Origin of the sequence: Gordonia hydrophobica NBRC 16057, from assembly GCF_001592365.1 — a bacterium.
Taxonomy (GTDB): domain Bacteria; phylum Actinomycetota; class Actinomycetes; order Mycobacteriales; family Mycobacteriaceae; genus Gordonia; species Gordonia hydrophobica.
In genome coordinates this window covers 359725-375790 of record NZ_BCWU01000003.1, presented here as the reverse complement: position 1 = coordinate 375790, position 16066 = coordinate 359725, and the positions used below count along the sequence as shown (strand labels likewise).

Annotated in this window: 17 protein-coding genes; 15 read left to right on the top strand and 2 right to left on the bottom strand. The window is 68.7% G+C overall.

The window, feature by feature from the left end:
* Positions 1-151 precede the first annotated feature (151 nt).
* From ftsH to GH2_RS07630, 12 genes are all read left to right on the top strand, one after another.
* Positions 152-2533 carry an ATP-dependent zinc metalloprotease FtsH gene (ftsH, locus tag GH2_RS07685; protein ID WP_066165352.1) on the top strand — a complete coding sequence of 794 codons (2382 nt, stop codon included), beginning with the start codon at positions 152-154 and terminating at the stop codon, positions 2531-2533.
* A 14-nt stretch (positions 2534-2547) separates the two neighbouring features.
* On the top strand, positions 2548-3168 hold the full coding sequence (gene folE, locus GH2_RS07680; RefSeq protein WP_066165349.1) for a GTP cyclohydrolase I FolE: 621 nt from the start codon (positions 2548-2550) through the stop codon (positions 3166-3168).
* 53 nt (positions 3169-3221) lie between these two features.
* On the top strand, positions 3222-4067 hold the full coding sequence (gene folP, locus GH2_RS07675; protein ID WP_066165536.1) for a dihydropteroate synthase: 846 nt from the start codon (positions 3222-3224) through the stop codon (positions 4065-4067).
* Positions 4060-4461 carry a dihydroneopterin aldolase gene (folB, locus tag GH2_RS07670; protein WP_066165347.1) on the top strand — a complete coding sequence of 134 codons (402 nt, stop codon included), beginning with the start codon at positions 4060-4062 and terminating at the stop codon, positions 4459-4461. The genes folP and folB overlap by 8 nt, the downstream gene beginning before the upstream one ends.
* Positions 4458-4967 carry a 2-amino-4-hydroxy-6-hydroxymethyldihydropteridine diphosphokinase gene (gene folK / locus GH2_RS07665; RefSeq protein WP_066165344.1) on the top strand — a complete coding sequence of 170 codons (510 nt, stop codon included), beginning with the start codon at positions 4458-4460 and terminating at the stop codon, positions 4965-4967. Before folB ends, folK begins: the two co-directional genes overlap by 4 nt.
* Positions 4964-5506, top strand: coding sequence for a DUF3180 domain-containing protein (locus GH2_RS07660; RefSeq protein WP_066165341.1), 543 nt, complete (start codon positions 4964-4966; stop codon positions 5504-5506). The genes folK and GH2_RS07660 overlap by 4 nt, the downstream gene beginning before the upstream one ends.
* A gap of 68 nt (positions 5507-5574) precedes the next feature.
* Positions 5575-6600: a DUF6779 domain-containing protein gene (locus GH2_RS07655; RefSeq protein WP_066165338.1), complete on the top strand. Its 1026-nt coding sequence runs from the start codon at positions 5575-5577 to the stop codon at positions 6598-6600.
* A 204-nt stretch (positions 6601-6804) separates the two neighbouring features.
* Complete coding sequence (locus GH2_RS07650) at positions 6805-7722, top strand: Rossmann-like and DUF2520 domain-containing protein (protein WP_066165335.1); 918 nt, start codon at positions 6805-6807, stop codon at positions 7720-7722.
* Entirely contained in the window at positions 7719-8678 is a 960-nt protein-coding gene (panC, locus tag GH2_RS07645) for a pantoate--beta-alanine ligase (protein WP_066165333.1), read from the top strand. The genes GH2_RS07650 and panC overlap by 4 nt, the downstream gene beginning before the upstream one ends.
* A 6-nt stretch (positions 8679-8684) precedes the next feature.
* Complete coding sequence (gene panD / locus GH2_RS07640; protein ID WP_066165330.1) at positions 8685-9110, top strand: aspartate 1-decarboxylase; 426 nt, start codon at positions 8685-8687, stop codon at positions 9108-9110.
* 13 nt (positions 9111-9123) lie between these two features.
* Complete coding sequence (locus GH2_RS07635; RefSeq protein WP_066165327.1) at positions 9124-9930, top strand: type III pantothenate kinase; 807 nt, start codon at positions 9124-9126, stop codon at positions 9928-9930.
* The gene (locus GH2_RS07630; RefSeq protein ID WP_066165324.1) at positions 9927-10400 is read left to right on the top strand and encodes a MaoC/PaaZ C-terminal domain-containing protein; all 474 of its coding nucleotides are present in this window, start codon (positions 9927-9929) and stop codon (positions 10398-10400) included. The genes GH2_RS07635 and GH2_RS07630 overlap by 4 nt, the downstream gene beginning before the upstream one ends.
* An 8-nt stretch (positions 10401-10408) precedes the next feature.
* Here GH2_RS07630 and GH2_RS07625 read toward each other — a convergent pair whose 3' ends face one another.
* Positions 10409-10999 (bottom strand): TetR/AcrR family transcriptional regulator, encoded by a 591-nt coding sequence (locus tag GH2_RS07625; protein WP_066165321.1) that lies wholly within the window; start codon positions 10997-10999, stop codon positions 10409-10411.
* A gap of 134 nt (positions 11000-11133) precedes the next feature.
* Positions 11134-12801, bottom strand: a complete 1668-nt coding sequence (locus GH2_RS07620; protein ID WP_066165318.1) for a TIGR03767 family metallophosphoesterase — start codon at positions 12799-12801, stop codon at positions 11134-11136.
* A 185-nt stretch (positions 12802-12986) separates the two neighbouring features.
* On the opposite strand from GH2_RS07620, the gene GH2_RS07615 reads away from it, so the two are divergent.
* From GH2_RS07615 to lysS, 3 genes are all read left to right on the top strand, one after another.
* Entirely contained in the window at positions 12987-13838 is an 852-nt protein-coding gene (locus GH2_RS07615) for a putative endonuclease domain-containing protein (RefSeq protein WP_239588418.1), read from the top strand.
* Positions 13839-14064: 226 nt separating this feature from the next.
* A complete protein-coding gene (locus GH2_RS07610) occupies positions 14065-14478 on the top strand; it encodes a hypothetical protein (RefSeq protein WP_066165315.1) in 414 nt (137 codons plus the stop codon).
* 56 nt (positions 14479-14534) lie between these two features.
* Complete coding sequence (gene lysS, locus GH2_RS07605) at positions 14535-16055, top strand: lysine--tRNA ligase (RefSeq protein ID WP_066165312.1); 1521 nt, start codon at positions 14535-14537, stop codon at positions 16053-16055.
* Positions 16056-16066 lie beyond the last annotated feature (11 nt).

Sequence of the window (16066 nt, the reverse complement as noted above, 5' to 3'; positions counted from 1 at the left end):
TGTCGTCGACGGGCACCGGGCGAGGACAGGCGGCGACGGCGGTTCGGCGGCCCACTACAGGTAGCCTCGTATTCCGAGCCGACGGGAAGGACAACGGGAGCGGAAGTGTGATGGAACACCAGCACACCGACCCGCACCCTCGCGTGCACGCATGAATCGCAAGACACTGATTCGGAATCTGGCCATCGTGGCCGTCATTCTGTTCGCCATCTGGGGTTTCTCGATGCTGCGGAGTTCCGATCGCGAGTACACCGACGTCGACACGTCGGTGGCCATGACCCAGCTGAACACGAAGAACGTGAAGTCGGTTCAGATCGACGACCGGGAGCAGCGACTCCGGGTGGAGCTCAAGACGCCGGTCAAGGTGGACGGCTCGGACGCCACCAAGATCCAGACGCAGTATCCGGCGCAGGTGTCCAGTCGGATCTTCGACGCGGTCACCAAGACCGGCGCCGAGTACCAGACCAACGTCACCAAAGACTCCGGCATCTGGCAGTCCATCCTGGTCTTCATCCTCCCGATGGTGATCCTGTTCGGTCTGTTCCTGTTCGTGATGAGCCGGATGCAGGGCGGTCGCGGCGGGGTGATGGGCTTCGGCAAGTCGAAGGCCAAGCAGCTCACCAAGGACATGCCCAAGACGACGTTCGCCGACGTCGCGGGCGCCGACGAGGCCGTCGAGGAGCTCGACGAGATCCGCGACTTCCTCCAGAACCCGTCGCGCTATCAGGCGCTCGGCGCCAAGATCCCGAAGGGCGTGCTGCTGTACGGCCCGCCCGGCACCGGTAAGACGCTGCTCGCGCGAGCCGTGGCAGGCGAGGCCGGCGTTCCGTTCTTCACCATCTCCGGCTCAGACTTCGTCGAGATGTTCGTCGGCGTGGGCGCCTCGCGAGTGCGTGACCTGTTCGAGCAGGCCAAGCAGAACAGCCCGTGCATCATCTTCGTCGACGAGATCGACGCCGTCGGCCGCCAGCGCGGCGCAGGCATGGGCGGTGGTCACGACGAGCGCGAGCAGACCCTGAATCAGCTGCTGGTGGAGATGGACGGCTTCGGCGACCGCTCCGGCGTGATTGTGATGGCGGCGACCAACCGTCCCGACATCCTGGATCCGGCGCTGCTGCGTCCGGGCCGCTTCGACCGCCAGATCCCGGTCACCAACCCCGACATCGCTGGCCGCAAGGCGATCCTCAACGTGCACTCCAAGGGCAAGCCGATCGCGCCCGACGCCGACCTCGACGGCCTGGCCAAGCGCACCCCCGGCATGTCCGGCGCCGACCTCGCGAACGTGATCAACGAGGCCGCGCTGCTCACCGCTCGCGAGCACAAGACCGTGATCAGCGGCGAAGCGCTCGAAGAAGCGGTCGACCGCGTCGTCGGCGGTCCGCGCCGCAAGTCGCGGGTCATCAGCGAGCACGAGAAGAAGGTCGTCGCGTACCACGAGAGCGGGCACACGCTCGCCGCCTGGGCGATGCCCGACCTGGATCCGATCTACAAGGTCACCATCCTGGCCCGCGGTCGGACCGGCGGACACGCGCTCGCCGTCCCGGAGCAGGACAAGGACCTGATGACGCGGTCGGAGATGATCGCGCGACTGGTGATGGCGATGGGCGGTCGTGCCGCCGAGGAACTGGTGTTCCACGAGCCGACCACCGGTGCGAGCTCCGACATCGATCAGGCGACCAAGATCGCTCGCGCGATGGTCACCGAGTACGGCATGAGCGCCAAGCTGGGCGCCGTGCGCTACGGCCAGGAGCAGGGCGATCCGTTCCTGGGCCGCGGCATGGGCTCCACGCCGGAGTACTCGACGGGCGTCGCCGCAGAGATCGACGACGAGGTCCGGAACCTGATCGAGGCCGCGCACACCGAGGCGTGGGCCATTCTCAATCAGTACCGCGACGTCCTGGACGTGCTCGCCGGCCAGCTCCTGGAGAAGGAGACGCTGGTCCGCAAGGATCTGGAGGCCATCCTCGACGAGGTGGTCAAGCGGCCGCGCATCACCCAGTTCGATGTCTTCGGCGACCGCATTCCCAGCGACAAGCCGCCGATCAAGACGCCGGGCGAGCTCGCGAAGGAGCGCGGCGAGCCGTGGCCTCCGGTCGAAGAGCCGGTGCCGGTGCCTGCGGCCCCGGTCGCTGATTACAGCGCGCAGCCCTACGGCCAGCCGCCGCAGACCGGTCCGGGACAGTACCAGCCGCAGCAGTACGGCCACCCGCAGCCCCAACACCCGCAGCCCCAGCCCGGACAGCCCCAGCCTGGACAACCCCAGTACGGACAGCCGCAGCCTGGCCAGCCCCAGTATGGTCAGCCCTACGGGCAGCCTGCCTACGGTCAGCCGCAGCCGGGTCAGCCGAACTACGGTCAACCCCAGTACGGCCAACCCCAGTACGGGCAGCCCGAACCGGGAACACCCGGGGAGCGCAATGGTGGCGCGCCGACGGGCGGGCCCACCCATGGAACCCGTCCCGACTACGGCGCTCCGCGCGACTGGTCGGCCCCCGGCTGGCCGCCCGCGGACGAGCCGCGCGACGGTCAGTGAAGGAGACCAGAGACATGACGACGGATCACGCAGTCGACGCCCTCATGGTGTCGAACACGGGTGAGGCGAAGGTGTTCGACCAAGCGCGTGCCGAGGCCGCTGTGCGCGAACTGCTTCTCGCGGTCGGCGAGGACCCCGATCGCCCCGGCCTGCAGCGCACGCCGCATCGGGTCGCCAAAGCGTACGAGGAGATGTTCGCGGGACTGTACTGCGATCCCGACGAGGTGCTCGCGACCGTCTTCGACGAGGACCACGAAGAGCTGGTGCTGGTCAAGGACATTCCGATGTACTCGACCTGCGAGCACCATCTGGTCTCGTTCCACGGTGTCGCGCACGTCGGTTACATCCCCGGCCCCACCGGTCAGGTGACCGGGCTGTCGAAGCTGGCGCGTGTCGTCGACCTGTATGCGAAGCGGCCGCAGGTGCAGGAGCGGCTCACCAGTCAGATCGCCGACGCGCTGGTCCGGAAGCTGAATCCGCGCGGCGTGATCGTGGTGATCGAGGCCGAGCACCTGTGCATGGCCATGCGCGGCATCCGTAAACCCGGCGCCCGGACCACCACGTCCGCGGTGCGCGGGTTGTTCAAGACCAGTGCGGTCTCCCGCGGCGAAGCGCTGGACCTGATCACCCGGTGATCGCGGATCGCCCGGTGACGGCCCACGGGGACGGTCAGGAGCGCACCTTGGTCATGGGCGTGCTGAACGTGACCGCCGACTCGTTCTCCGACGGCGGCCGCTACCTGCAGACCGACAAGGCCGTCGAGCACGGTCTGCGGCTCCTGGCCGCGGGCGCCGACATCATCGACGTCGGCGGCGAGTCCACCCGACCCGGGGCGGTCCGCGTCGATCCCGTCACCGAGTCGGCGCGAGTGGTCCCGGTGATCCGCGAACTCGTGGCCGCGGGCGCCCGGGTCTCAGTCGACACGATGCGGGCGGCGGTGGCCGCCGATGCTCTCGCCGAGGGGGCGGCGCTGATCAACGACGTCTCCGGCGGTCGTGCCGACGCCGACATGGCGCGGGTGCTCGCCGACGCAGGTGTGCCGTGGATTCTGATGCACTGGCGGCCTGCGGGCAGCGGTCCCACCGACGATCGGCACTTCACTCATCGGGTCGACGACGCGGGCGGGTACCGCGACGTGGTCGCCGAGGTCTCGGGCGAACTCCTGGGGCAGGTGGACGCCGCGGTCGCCGCCGGCGTCGACCCCGACCAGATCGTGCTGGACCCCGGGTTGGGATTCGCGAAGACGGCGGACCACAACTGGGCGTTGCTGCACGCGCTGCCGACCCTCGTCGGGCTCGGCTTCCCGGTGTTGATCGGCGCGTCACGGAAACGATTCCTCGGTACGCTGCTGGCGGCGGAGGGAACCGACCGCCCGCCGGCCGGCCGCGAAGTGGCGACTGCGGCGATCTCCGCGCTGTCCGCGGCGGGCGGCGCCTGGGGCGTCCGCGTGCACGACGTCGCGACCAGCCGCGATGCGATCGACGTGGCCACCGCCTGGCGCGGCGGAGGCCGGAGAGGCAGAGACGATGGCTGACCGAATCGAACTGCGCGGATTGCGGGTCCGCGGCAATCACGGGGTCTTCGACCACGAGCGGCGCGACGGCCAGGACTTTCTCATCGACATCACGCTGTGGATCGACCTGCAGCAGGCGGCCGCCAGCGACGACCTCGCCGACACCGTCGACTACGGCGCCCTCGCGCAGACGGCGCACGACATCGTCGCAGGCGCGCCGCGCAATCTCATCGAGACGGTCGGCGCGGAGATCGCCGACGCGGTCATGACCGACGAACGGATCTCCGCCGTCGAGGTGACGGTGCACAAGCCGTCCGCGCCGATTCCGCTGACCTTCGACGACGTCGCCGTCGTGACCCGACGGTCGGTCAAAACGCCGTCGATCGCGGCCGCGAGGCAGGACCAGCCGCGGTGACCAGCCGGGTGGTGCTGTCGGCCGGCTCGAACATCGGGGACACGCGGGCACATCTGCAGACCGTGGTCGATGCCCTCGGTGACGACCTCCGCGCCGTGTCGGACGTCTACACCACGCCGCCGTGGGGCGGGGTGGAGCAGGACGATTTCGCCAACATCACCCTGATCGCCGACGGCGATCGGACGCCGCGGGAGTGGCTGGAGTGGTGCTGGGAGTGCGAGCGCGCCGCCGACCGGGTGCGCGAGGTGCGGTGGGGACCGCGGACGCTCGACGTCGACGTCGTCTCCGCCGAGATCGACGGCACGCCGGTGCTCTCCGATGACGAGACGCTGCTGCTTCCGCATCCGCGGGCGCGTCTGCGGGCCTTCGTCCTGGTCCCGTGGCTGCAGGTGGATCCCGACGCGCGACTGTGGACGCCGGACGGGGTGCGGCCGGTCGCCGACCTGATCGCCGATCTCGCGCCCGCCGATGTGGCGGGCGTGCGCCGCGCGGGGGCCCTGACGTGACTGCACCCCACCCCAACGGCTCGCCCACTCCGGACGACGAGCACAAACTAGGCCCCACCCGTGTCCGCGACCTGATCGCCGTCGCCGCAGTGGCGGCGCTGGCCCTGTGGATCCTCATCCGCTACAACTACGGTGCCTTCCCGAGCCTGCCGTGGCTCGCGGGCGTCTCGCTCTACGTCGTCGCCGCGCTCGAAGTCGGGATCGGCGTCATCGTCCGCAAACGCATCGCCGACCGCGAGGTCGGCGCCGGGGGCAAACTCCACCCGATCAACGCGGCGCGCCTGGTGGCACTGGCGAAGGCGTCGGCGATCCTCGGTGCGATCGCGGCGGGCGGGTGGACCGGAATCCTGATCTTCCTGCTGCAGAACGGCATCCTCGACGTCGCTCGGGCCGATCGTCCCGGCGCGATCATCGGGATCGTCGGAGGCCTGCTGCTGGCCGCTGCGGCGCTCTGGTTGGAGCACTGCTGCCGAACGCCCGATGACCCCACACCGGACAATCCGGATGCGGCGGCCGACGGTTCGCCGTCCGCCGCGTGAGACGTCGAATCCCGACACGGTGACGGGGTGACGCCGGACGCGCCGTCGTGGGCGGTAAGTTTGCCTGCATGACCACTAAGGAACGATCCGAAGAGGCCTCGACCAAACGACCGTCCTCGGTCGGACAATGGCTCATCGGATCGTTGGTAGTGCTCGCACTGGTCGCGAGTCTGCTGATGATCTTCGGCAACGACTTCTCCATTCAGGCGACCCTCGCGGTGATCGCCGCGCTGTGGGCGGCGGTGATCGGCGCGGTCCTGGTGACCAAGTACCGGCGGCAGGCCGACGTCGCTGAGGCGCGCAGCCGCGACCTCCGACTGGTGTACGAATTGCAGTTGGAGCGGGAGATCGCGGCCCGCCGCCAGTACGAGTCGGACGTCGAGTCGGCGATCCGTCACGAGATCGCGGCCGAGTCGAACGTTGAACTGGAAGAGCTCAAGGCCCAGGTGCTGGCGCTGCGCGCGAGCCTGGAGCACCTGCTCGGCAAGCCGCTGCCCGATGTGCGTGCGGCCATCGGTCTGGACCGTCCGCGCGAGCTGAGCTCGGGTCTGAGCGGTGCAGGCTATGCGCAGGCGGTGGACGACGATCGGGTGGTCGCCGAGCGTGACTTCGCCACCACCGCGCCGCCGGTCGACCCCGGGCGCCATGTGCCCGACGAGCCGCAGGACGCCGAAGAGGTGGACCCCAGCGAGCTCACCGAGATCATCCCCGTCGTCACCGACGACCCCGCCGACTATGCGACGCAGGCGCTCCAAGGTCTTGCGGAGACCGAGGACGACGGCGCGGTGCCGGTCGCCGAACACGAGGACGAGCCCACTCACGAGTACGTGGAGCCGCAGCGCGGTCCCGACACCGGCTCGTTCGAGCGCGCCGCCTACGGCGCGCAGGCCTACGAGCCGCCACCGGTACCGCCGCAGAGCGGTCCGTTCCCGGCTCAGCCCGAGCCGGAGCCGTCCGAGCGCGGTCGCCGCGGCGCGCCGGAGGGCGACGACGGCGCCCACTCGGCCGGTCTGCCTGCGAGCGAACTGCTGAGCCAACTGCGCGCCGCCTCCGGCAACGGCGCCGGTCGGTCCGGACGTCGCCGCCGCGACTGATGACGGCCGGTCACTCCGACCCCAGACCACCGCCCTGATCCACCACGTCGGATTCGGGCGGTGGTGCTGTGTTCGGCGGTGAAAGTTGTCACACCGCGTAGCCCCGAGTACACGGGCGCGCCTACCCTTGCGAAGGAACGTCTGGTACCCGGGTGTCCTCCAGGACACCAGCAACGGGACTGGAACGGAATTGGAGGAACGGCGGTGAATTCACCGATCGCGCCGGCGCGTCTGCGCGTCGGCATCATCTCGGCCGGTCGTGTCGGCACCGCACTCGGCGAAGCACTCGCTTCCGCCGGTCACCACATCGTCGCCGCCGGCGCACGCTCCCCGCACTCCGTCGGCCGCGCAGCGTCCCGTCTGCCGCAGGCGCGCATCCTCGAACTTCCCGGCGTCGTCGCCGAATCCCAGCTGCTGCTGTTGGCCGTCCCCGACACCGCACTTCCGACCGTCATCGACCAGGTTGCTGCCGCCCGCCCGCGGCCCGGGACCATCGTCGCCCACACCGCGGGCGCGCATGGCGTCGCGATCCTCGAACCGCTCGCTCGTCTGGGGCTGGTGACCGTCGCCATGCATCCGGCCATGACCTTCGTCGGCACGTCCGACGACACCGCCCGGCTGGCGGCGTCGTGCTTCGGCATCACTTCCTCCGACGAGATCGGTGACGCCATCGCCGCCTCGCTCGTTCTGGAGATGGGCGGCACTCCGGTGCGGATCGCCGAGACCGACCGCACGCTGTACCACGCCGCTCTCGCGCATGGAGCCAACAATCTGATCGCACTGATCACCGACGCCGTCGCCGCGCTCGACGCCGCGATCGCTGGACCGGACGGGACGGGTCGAGAGACCGCCACCGTGGACGGCCCCGATGCCGGTGTGGCCGCCCGCATCCTCGGGCCGCTGGTGCGCGCCTCCCTGGAGAACGTCCTGGCGATGGGCCCGGAGGCTCTCACCGGGCCGGTGGCGCGCGACGACGCCGCGACCGTCCGCCGTCATCTCGCGGCCCTGTCCGCATTGCCCGACCACACTCTGGTCAGCGGGTACCGGGCGCTGTCGGCGCGCGCCGCCGAGCAGAGCGGCGCCGGGAGAGAACTACGAGAACTGTTGGAGGCCTCCTCGTGACCGGATCTGCCCTCTATGCTCCCGGCGCACTGACCGTGCACCGCGACCCCGCCGACCTGCATCGCGTCACCAAGGCGCTGCGGAGTGCGGGCAAGCGTGTCGGCCTGGTGCCGACCATGGGCGCCCTGCACGAGGGGCATCTGCAGTTGGTGCGGACCGCCAAGCTGCGGTGCGACGTCGTGATCGTCTCGATCTTCGTCAATCCGCTGCAGTTCGGCGCGGGCGAAGACCTCGACGCGTACCCGCGCACCTTCGACGCCGACTGCGCGCTGCTCGAACCGCTCGGCGTCGAACTGGTCTTCGCGCCCACTGCAGCGGGCATGTACCCGTCGGGACCGCGCACCACGATTGCGCCGGGAGAGACCGGCGCGATCCTCGAAGGCGCGGCCCGCCCCACGCATTTCGCCGGGATGCTGACCGTCGTCAACAAACTGCTGAACATCGTCGCGCCGCACGCCGCGTACTTCGGCGAGAAGGACTATCAGCAGCTGGTCCTCATCAACCAGATGGTCCACGACCTCGACATGGACGTCGAGATCATCGGCGTCCCCACCGTGCGTGAAGCCGACGGGCTGGCGCTGTCGTCGCGCAATCGGTACCTCTCCGACGATGAACGGCAGCTTGCGACCATCCTGTCCGCTGCACTGCTGGCGGGCACACACGCCGCGGCGGGCGGCCGCGACGCGATCATCGCCGCTGCCCGCGCAGTGCTCGACACCGCGCCGCAGATCGAGGTGGACTACCTCGAGCTTCGCGGACGCGGATTGCAGGAGGCGCCCGAACACGGCGACGGCCGTCTGCTGGTGGCCGCCCGCGTCGGCCCGGCCCGACTGATCGACAACGTCGGCGTCCTGATCGGCGTCGACCTCCGCGACCCCGACGCGGTCGCGGAGTTGACCGACAACGCTTTCAACTCGACGACTGCCGGCGACGCAGCCCTTCCGGAAGAGGAGTGACCGACAATGTTCCGAACCATGATGAAGTCGAAGATTCATCGCGCGACGGTGACGCAGGCCGATCTGCACTACGTGGGATCGGTGACCATCGACGCCGACCTGCTCGACGCCGCCGACCTGATGGAGGGCGAGCAGGTCTGCATCGTCGACATCAACAACGGCAACCGGCTCGAGACCTACGCCATCGCCGGCGAGCGCGGTACCGGCGTCATCGGCATCAACGGTGCGGCAGCGCATCTGGTGCACCCCGGTGACCTGGTGATCATCATCGCCTACGGCGTCATGAACGAGGCCGAGCTGGCCGAGTACTCGCCGCACGTCGTCTTCGTCGACGCCGACAACCGTCCGGTGACGCTCGGCGACGACCCCGCCGACGTCCCCGAGGGCTCCGGGCTCAAGGATCCCCGCGGTCTGGCGACCGCGTCGGTCTGATCGCTGCCACGACGTGCTCCTCACCGTCACCGTCGGCAATACGAACATTCACGTCGGAGTGTTCGCGGGCTCTGGCGATCACGCACGCCTGGTGCGTGACTGGCGCATCCACACTCAGCCGCACATGACGGCCGACGAGTTCGCGCTGCAACTGCGCGGACTGCTGGGTCCCGACATCGAGCAGGTGACGGCCGTCGCGGGCCTGTCGACGGTGCCGTCGCTGCTGCGAGAGATGCGCGAGATGGCGCCCCGCTACTTCGGTCCCGGACCGCACGTGCTGCTGGAACCCGGCGTCCGGACCGGTGTGCCGCTGCTCGTCGACAATCCGAAGGAAGTCGGCACCGACCGCGTCGCGCACTGTCTGGCCGCGCATGAGAACTATCCGGATGGGCCGTGCATCGTCGTCGCGTTCGGCACGGCGACCGTCATCGACGCGGTCTCGGCGAAGGGGGAGTTCCTCGGCGGCGTGATCGCACCCGGCGTGAACCTGGCGGTCGAGGCGCTGAGCGAGCACACCGTGACGGTCCGCAAAGTGGAGTTGATGCCGCCGCGCAGCGTCATCGGGAAGAACACCGTCGAAGCGCTGCAGTCGGGGATCATCTACGGCTTCGCGGGTCAGGTCGACGGCCTCGTCGACCGCATTCGCGCCGACGTCCCCGGATTCGGCGGCGACGACGTCTCCGTGGTCGCGACCGGTTTTCTGGCCCCGTTGATGGTCGACGAATGTCGCACCGTCACGGTGCACCACAAGTATCTGGCGCTCGACGGCCTCCGCCGCGTGTACGAGCGCAGCCGCCGCGTCGGAAAGGGACGGCAGTGAGCACCGAGATCCAGCAGAGGCCGATCGTCTACGGTCGCGACATCGAGCCCGGGCAGGTGTTCGGGCTCAGCGAGTTCACGCTGACCAAAGAGGAGCTCGTCGCCTTCGCCGAGCGCTGGGATCCGCAGGGATTTCACGTCGATGAGGACGTCGCCGACGCCGGTGTGTACGGCGGTCTGATCGCCAGCGGCGTGCAGACGTTCGCGATTCTGCAGCGGCTGTCGGTGCTCGACGTCTACGACCACTGGGCGGTCATCGCGGGCAAGTCGATGCGCGACGTCGCCTTCCTGCGCCCGGTCCGGCCCGGCGACACCCTCACCGGCAGCCTGACGGTGACCGACGTCGCCTTCGACGACCGCAACCGCGCCCTCGTCGAGGTGGACGGCGAGCTGACGGTGGACGGCAAGCCGGTCATGAGCGTCCACATGGCCTCGTACGTGCACGCGGCGCCGCCCCTTCGCGCCGACTGAGCGAGGCCTCAGGTCGGCGTATCCGCAGACGGCCTCGGCTCGTCGTCCGCCTCGTCCGGTTCGCTGCGCAGCTGCGCCCACATCGCGTCGACCATCGGTTGCAGAAACAGCTGCCCCAGATTGCGAACCATCATGTCGACGGTCTGATCGGCGACGCTGCGTCGGGTGGACGCCAGCCCGGCCGCGCGCATCTTGCGGACCTCGTCGCGCGCCAGCTCGGTGAGCTGCTTCAGGAGGGTCTGCTCCACGCTCGGGTCCAGGAGGACTCGCCGCAGATAGCCGATGACGGCGGGATTGGCCGTCAGCATCGCGCGCACCGCGGCGTCGCGAGCCGACGCGACCTGGGCGGGGCTGCCGCCGGTGGGGACGCTCGCGATCGCGGTGCGGTGATAGTCGACGACCAGCTCTTCGACGGCGCGTCGCAGCCCGTCTTTGGTCTTGAAGTGGTGTTGGACGAGGCCGACCGTCACTCCGGCCGCGGCGGCGACCGCGCGCATCGACACCCGGTCCTCGCCGTGCGCGGCGTACATGTCGAGTGCCGCGTTGCGGATCTTCGCCTTGGCGGTCAAGTCGCCGTCGGCGGCCCGTGGATCGCTCATCTCGTCACCTCTTCCCGGGGACGAGTATACAAACGCGACTATACGGGTGAACTATTTCCCATGCGTTTGTACAGCGACCGCGCTGGTGACCCATGCCGGACCGAAAGTACGGCATGGCTCCGGACGGAGCGATCTCAGTGCAGCGGATTCGCCAGCAGCAACTCGCAGTTGCGGTCGCTCGGCTTGCCGAGCAGGTCGTCGTTCTGGTGGATGTCGTTGTACGAGAGCTCGCGGTACAGGCTCGCCAGGCCGAGCTGGGAGAGGTCCGACGGGTCGGCGGTGTAGGGACTGTCGGCCTCGATCAGCGGAGTGAAGATGCTGAGGGTGCCGTCGCCGTTGTCGGTCACCTCCAAGATGCGGGCGAGCTGCGGAAAGTCGATGTGGCTGGCGGTGTTGATCTCCCAGAAGCTGTGCTTGCCAGTGACGCCGCGATGCGCGATCATCTCGTTCTTGTGCGTGTGGCCGTTGACCCACGCGATCACGTTCGGATGCCGGTGCAGTTGCGCGACGAGGTGGGCGCCGTCGTACTGTTGCTCGCCGGGTGTCTCCGGGTTGGGCAACGCGGCACCCATCGTCGACGAGGTGTGGTGGCTGAACACGATCACGTGTTGGTCGCGGTTGGCGGCGATGGTCCGCGTCATCCAATCCAGTTGACGCCGGCTGATGGAACCGTCGGCGATCCCCATGCTGTTGGTGGTGTTCAGCGCGATGCCGAGCACGCCGTCGGCGATCCGGAACCGATACCAGGTGGGGCCGTCGGGGTCGCTGAAGCCGTGGCCGACAGGGCCGGCGCCGGTGATCCCCGGGTCGAAGTGTCGTCGAACGAACTCGCGCGGGGACACGGGACGACGACGTGCGTCCGCGGTCACCGGGATCACCGGGCCGGTCACGCGCAGTTTCGCGAGCAGCGCGCCGACCGCCGTCGGGTCGCTGCCCAGAGCGCGGCCGATCGCGACGGCGGTGGGGTCGGTGTCGGGGAGGTCGTACTTGACGCCGGAGTAGTACAGCCAGTCCACGATGTTGTTGGGAACGGTGCCGAGCAACTGGTCGTCGTGGTTGCCGAAGACCGCATACCAGGGGGTGTTGAGGCCGGGGCTGCGGTGGGACCGGATGGCCGCGCGCAACAGGCCGGGGATCTGAATGAAGCCGCGGTCCTTGTAGATGTCCCACGAGTCCAGTTCCGGCCGGTAGTAGAGCGACGAGCCGAGTGCCTGCAGGCCCTCGAAGCGATTCTTGGCACCGGTGTTCGGCGTCACGGTCCCGCCGGAGAGGAGGTGCTGGAACCAGTCGAGCTCGATGGACTCGTGATTGTCGGTGTTGTCTCCGGTCGAGACCACGCAGTCGAAGGCGCGGCCGGTGAACGGCCCGCGGGCGACGTCGTTGATGCGGTTGATCAGTGCGACGGCGCCCTGCGTGCCCAGCGCCTCCTGCGGCCGGAACGCCGGTCCCTGGATCGGGTGTACGTACTCGAAGCGCGCCGGGCTCTGAACGTCGGTGATGTGCATGTCCGTGAGCTGCACGAACGACGCCAGCGCCGTGCGCTTGGTCTCGCGTCCCGACTTCGCCGTCGCGAGTTCCTGCCGGATGAACAGCGGCCAGCCCCGGCCTGCGACCAGCGGTCGGTAGCCGCCCTTGCGGGCCCGTCCGGGTGTCGCCACCCGCGCCAACGTGGTTCCCGACGTGTTCGCCGTCGCGGCCGGATTCGCGTGCACGTGGCCGGCGAACACGCTGCCCGCGGCGACGACTCCGGCCGTGGCGGCGCTCGCGCGCAGGAACTGACGACGTGAGAGGGGATTCGACATGGCAGCAACTGTAATGCGCGGCACACCCCGCATGTTCACCTCCGGGCCAGATGACGTTCATTTGTTGCGTTGTAGCGCGTCACCGGCATTGAGTCAGGAAAGGCGGAATTGTGGAATTCGGCGGATCTATCCACAATCGGCCGGATCGGCTGGAAGTGGGATCGGATGGCGCGCACGCTTGTGCGATGGGGACTGCGGGGGATACCAAGCCGGCGTTTCCCGGGGTGTACGTGAGTCATACCGGCGCGCTCACTCAGCGTCAACGTGAATGGGCGGCGGTTCTGTATGCGTGGCCCGCAGCGTTGAGCCATGGATCGGCGATCCGGGTCGTGTCGTCGGCGGTACGCAGTGAGCGGTCCGCGGGGCCCATTCACGTCGTTGTCGACGCGCATCGACGGGTTACCAAACAGCCGGGAATGGTGATCCACTACAGCCGACACATGGACGAGCGAGTCGTGATGCATACCCATCCGCCGAGGGTGCGAGTTGAGCACGCGGTCCTCGACGTCGCGGCCACAGCGTCGTCGGAGTTCGCCGTTGTCGCCTGTTTGTCCGGGGCAGTGCAGTCGCGTCTGACGACACCGGACCGACTGCTCGCCGCGGTACGCGCCCGGCGGCGGATGCCTCGTCGGGCATTCGTCGAAGGCGTCCTCGAAGATGTGCGCGACGGAGCCTGCTCGGTGCTCGAGCACCGGTACCTGCACGATGTGGAGCGCGCACACGGGCTGCCGCGGTCGGTCCGGCAGTCGAAGACCGGTGTCGGACGTCGAGGTTTTCGCGACGTCGAATACCCGGAGTGGGGGCTGATCATAGAACTGGACGGTCGTGCCCACCACGACGACGCACTTGCGCGCGACGCGGATCTGGAGCGCGACCTCGATGCGTTCGCCTTCGCGGACAAGGCAAGCCTCCGACTCGGGTGGGGACAAACCGTCGACCGGGCGTGCCGGACCGCAGGAAAGGTCGGGAAGGCGCTGAACCGCCGAGGTTGGCCGGGCCGCGTCAGGAAATGCTCGCCCGAATGTGACCTGGAATGAGTTGCGCCGTATTTCGTGACCGGCATCGGGTCACGAAATACGGCATAAGGGCTGTGGGCAATAAAAATCGGACTGAGCGGAAAGCCTGGTCACCGGTTCGTGACTGTGGCAGACTCTTTCTCGTGATCAAGAGTTGTCAGGAGTGTTGTCGAGGCTGACGCCGCCTTCCGCGGTCGGCCACTTTCGCCAACCCCCGCTCGTTCGATCACCAGAGGACTCCCTCGCCATGACGCTCGCCTTCGCCCGCCCTGTCACCACCTCGTACACCGCCGCGCCGCTGTCGCTGCAGGCCCGCCAGTACCGTGCCGCGCTGTCCGACGGCGCCGTCGCCGTCGATCTCCGCGACCTGCCGACTCGCACGGCGGAGGGCGCGCTCGTCGGTGCCATCGCCGTCGACGCCGCCGAAGCGCTCGACCTCCTGGCCCCCGATTCGCCGAACCGATTGCGGTCGGCGTCGATCGACGCCCGTTGGGTGTTGATCTCCGATGACGGCTACGACGCCGAGATGCTGGCCTGGCATCTGCAGGCGCGCGGGGTGTCCGGTGCACGTTTCGTGGTCGGCGGGCACGCCGCACTGCGCTCGGCGCACATCAACGGGAGCGTCGGCGACGAGTTCCTCGTCATGTTCGGTGTGCACTGACACACCACCCCAGCTCGATTGGTCTTGACGCAGGTGGGCCGCATAACCTGGGGTGCGTGAGTGACCAGGTATCAGGCGACCAGACTGCAGATCAGACCCCCGAGCAGGTTCGGGTGCGCCAGGAGAAGCGGACGCGGATCCTCGATGAGGGGCGTCAGGCGTATCCGGTCGCAGTGGAACGGACCCACAGCCTCAAACAGATCCGTGAGGAGTACCCGGACCTCGAGGCGGGCACCGAGACCGGAGTTCAGGTCGGCGTTGCAGGCCGCATCATCTTCCTCCGCAACAAGGGCAAGCTCTGCTTCGCCACCCTGCAGGAGGGCGACGGCACTCAGCTGCAGGCGATGGTCAGCTTCAACGGGGTCGGCGAGGAGTCCCTCGCCCGGTGGAAGGCCGACACCGACCTCGGCGACATCGTCTTCGTCCACGGAGAGGTGATCAGCTCGCGCACCGGCGAACTGTCGGTGATGGCCGACGCCTGGGAGATGGCGTCCAAGTCGCTGCGACCGCTGCCCGTCGCGCACAAGGAGATGAATGAGGAGTCACGCGTCCGCCAGCGCTACGTCGACCTCATCGTCCGGCCCGAGGCGCGTGCCGTCGCCCGCACGCGCGTCGAGGCGATGGCGCAGCTCCGCAAGTTCATGACCGACCGCGACTTCCTCGAAGTCGAGACGCCGATGCTGCAGACGCTGCACGGCGGCGCCGCGGCCCGCCCGTTCGTCACCCACTCCAACGCCTTCGACATGGACCTCTACCTGCGCATCGCGCCGGAACTGTTCCTGAAGCGCTGCGTGGTCGGTGGCATCGAGCGCGTCTTCGAGGTGAACCGCAACTTCCGCAACGAGGGCGCCGACTCCACGCACTCGCCCGAGTTCGCGATGCTCGAGACCTACCAGGCGTACGGCACCTACGACGACGCCGCCGTCCTGATCCGCGAACTGGTTCAGGCCGTCTCGCTGGGCGCCGTCGGCACCCTGACGCCGACCATGCCCGACGGCAGCACCTACGACCTCTCCGGTGAGTGGACCTCGCTGTCGATGTACCCGTCCCTGTCCGAGGCGCTCGGCGAGGAGATCGTACCGGTCGAGACGAGCGTCGAGGAACTCCTGGCCATCGCCGCCCGCGTCGGCCTCGACATCCCCAAGGACAAGGGGTACGGCCACGGCAAGCTGGTCGAAGAGCTGTGGGAGCACCTCGTCGGCAGCAAGCTCGACGAGCCGGTCTTCGTCCGCGACTTCCCGGTCGAGACCTCGCCGCTGGTGCGGTCGCACCGCACCATTCCCGGCGTGGTCGAGAAGTGGGACCTGTATGTGCGCGGCTTCGAGCTCGCGACCGGCTACTCCGAGCTCGTCGACCCGGTGATCCAGCGCGAGCGCTTCGTGGATCAGGCGCGACTGGCCGCGGCAGGCGACGACGAGGCCATGGTCCTCGACGAGGAGTTCCTCGCCGCCATGGAGCACGGCATGCCGCCGACCGCGGGCACCGGCATGGGCATCGACCGCCTGCTGATGGCCATCACCGGTCTCGGCATCCGCGAGACGGTGCTGTTCCCGCTGGTGAAGCCGATCCAGAACTGAGATGTGTTCGT

What these genes read in the sequence shown, in the direction of transcription:
- ftsH (WP_066165352.1), top strand. Translation starts at nt 152, where the DNA reads ATGAATCGCAAGACACTGATTCGGAATCTGGCCATCGTGGCCGTCATT.
- folE (WP_066165349.1), top strand. Translation starts at nt 2,548, where the DNA reads ATGACGACGGATCACGCAGTCGACGCCCTCATGGTGTCGAACACGGGT.
- folP (WP_066165536.1), top strand. Translation starts at nt 3,222, where the DNA reads ATGGGCGTGCTGAACGTGACCGCCGACTCGTTCTCCGACGGCGGCCGC.
- folB (WP_066165347.1), top strand. Translation starts at nt 4,060, where the DNA reads ATGGCTGACCGAATCGAACTGCGCGGATTGCGGGTCCGCGGCAATCAC.
- GH2_RS07655 (WP_066165338.1), top strand. Translation starts at nt 5,575, where the DNA reads ATGACCACTAAGGAACGATCCGAAGAGGCCTCGACCAAACGACCGTCC.
- panD (WP_066165330.1), top strand. Translation starts at nt 8,685, where the DNA reads ATGTTCCGAACCATGATGAAGTCGAAGATTCATCGCGCGACGGTGACG.
- GH2_RS07625 (WP_066165321.1), bottom strand. Translation starts at nt 10,999, where the DNA reads ATGAGCGATCCACGGGCCGCCGACGGCGACTTGACCGCCAAGGCGAAG.
- GH2_RS07620 (WP_066165318.1), bottom strand. Translation starts at nt 12,801, where the DNA reads ATGTCGAATCCCCTCTCACGTCGTCAGTTCCTGCGCGCGAGCGCCGCC.
- GH2_RS07615 (WP_239588418.1), top strand. Translation starts at nt 12,987, where the DNA reads ATGGGGACTGCGGGGGATACCAAGCCGGCGTTTCCCGGGGTGTACGTG.
- GH2_RS07610 (WP_066165315.1), top strand. Translation starts at nt 14,065, where the DNA reads ATGACGCTCGCCTTCGCCCGCCCTGTCACCACCTCGTACACCGCCGCG.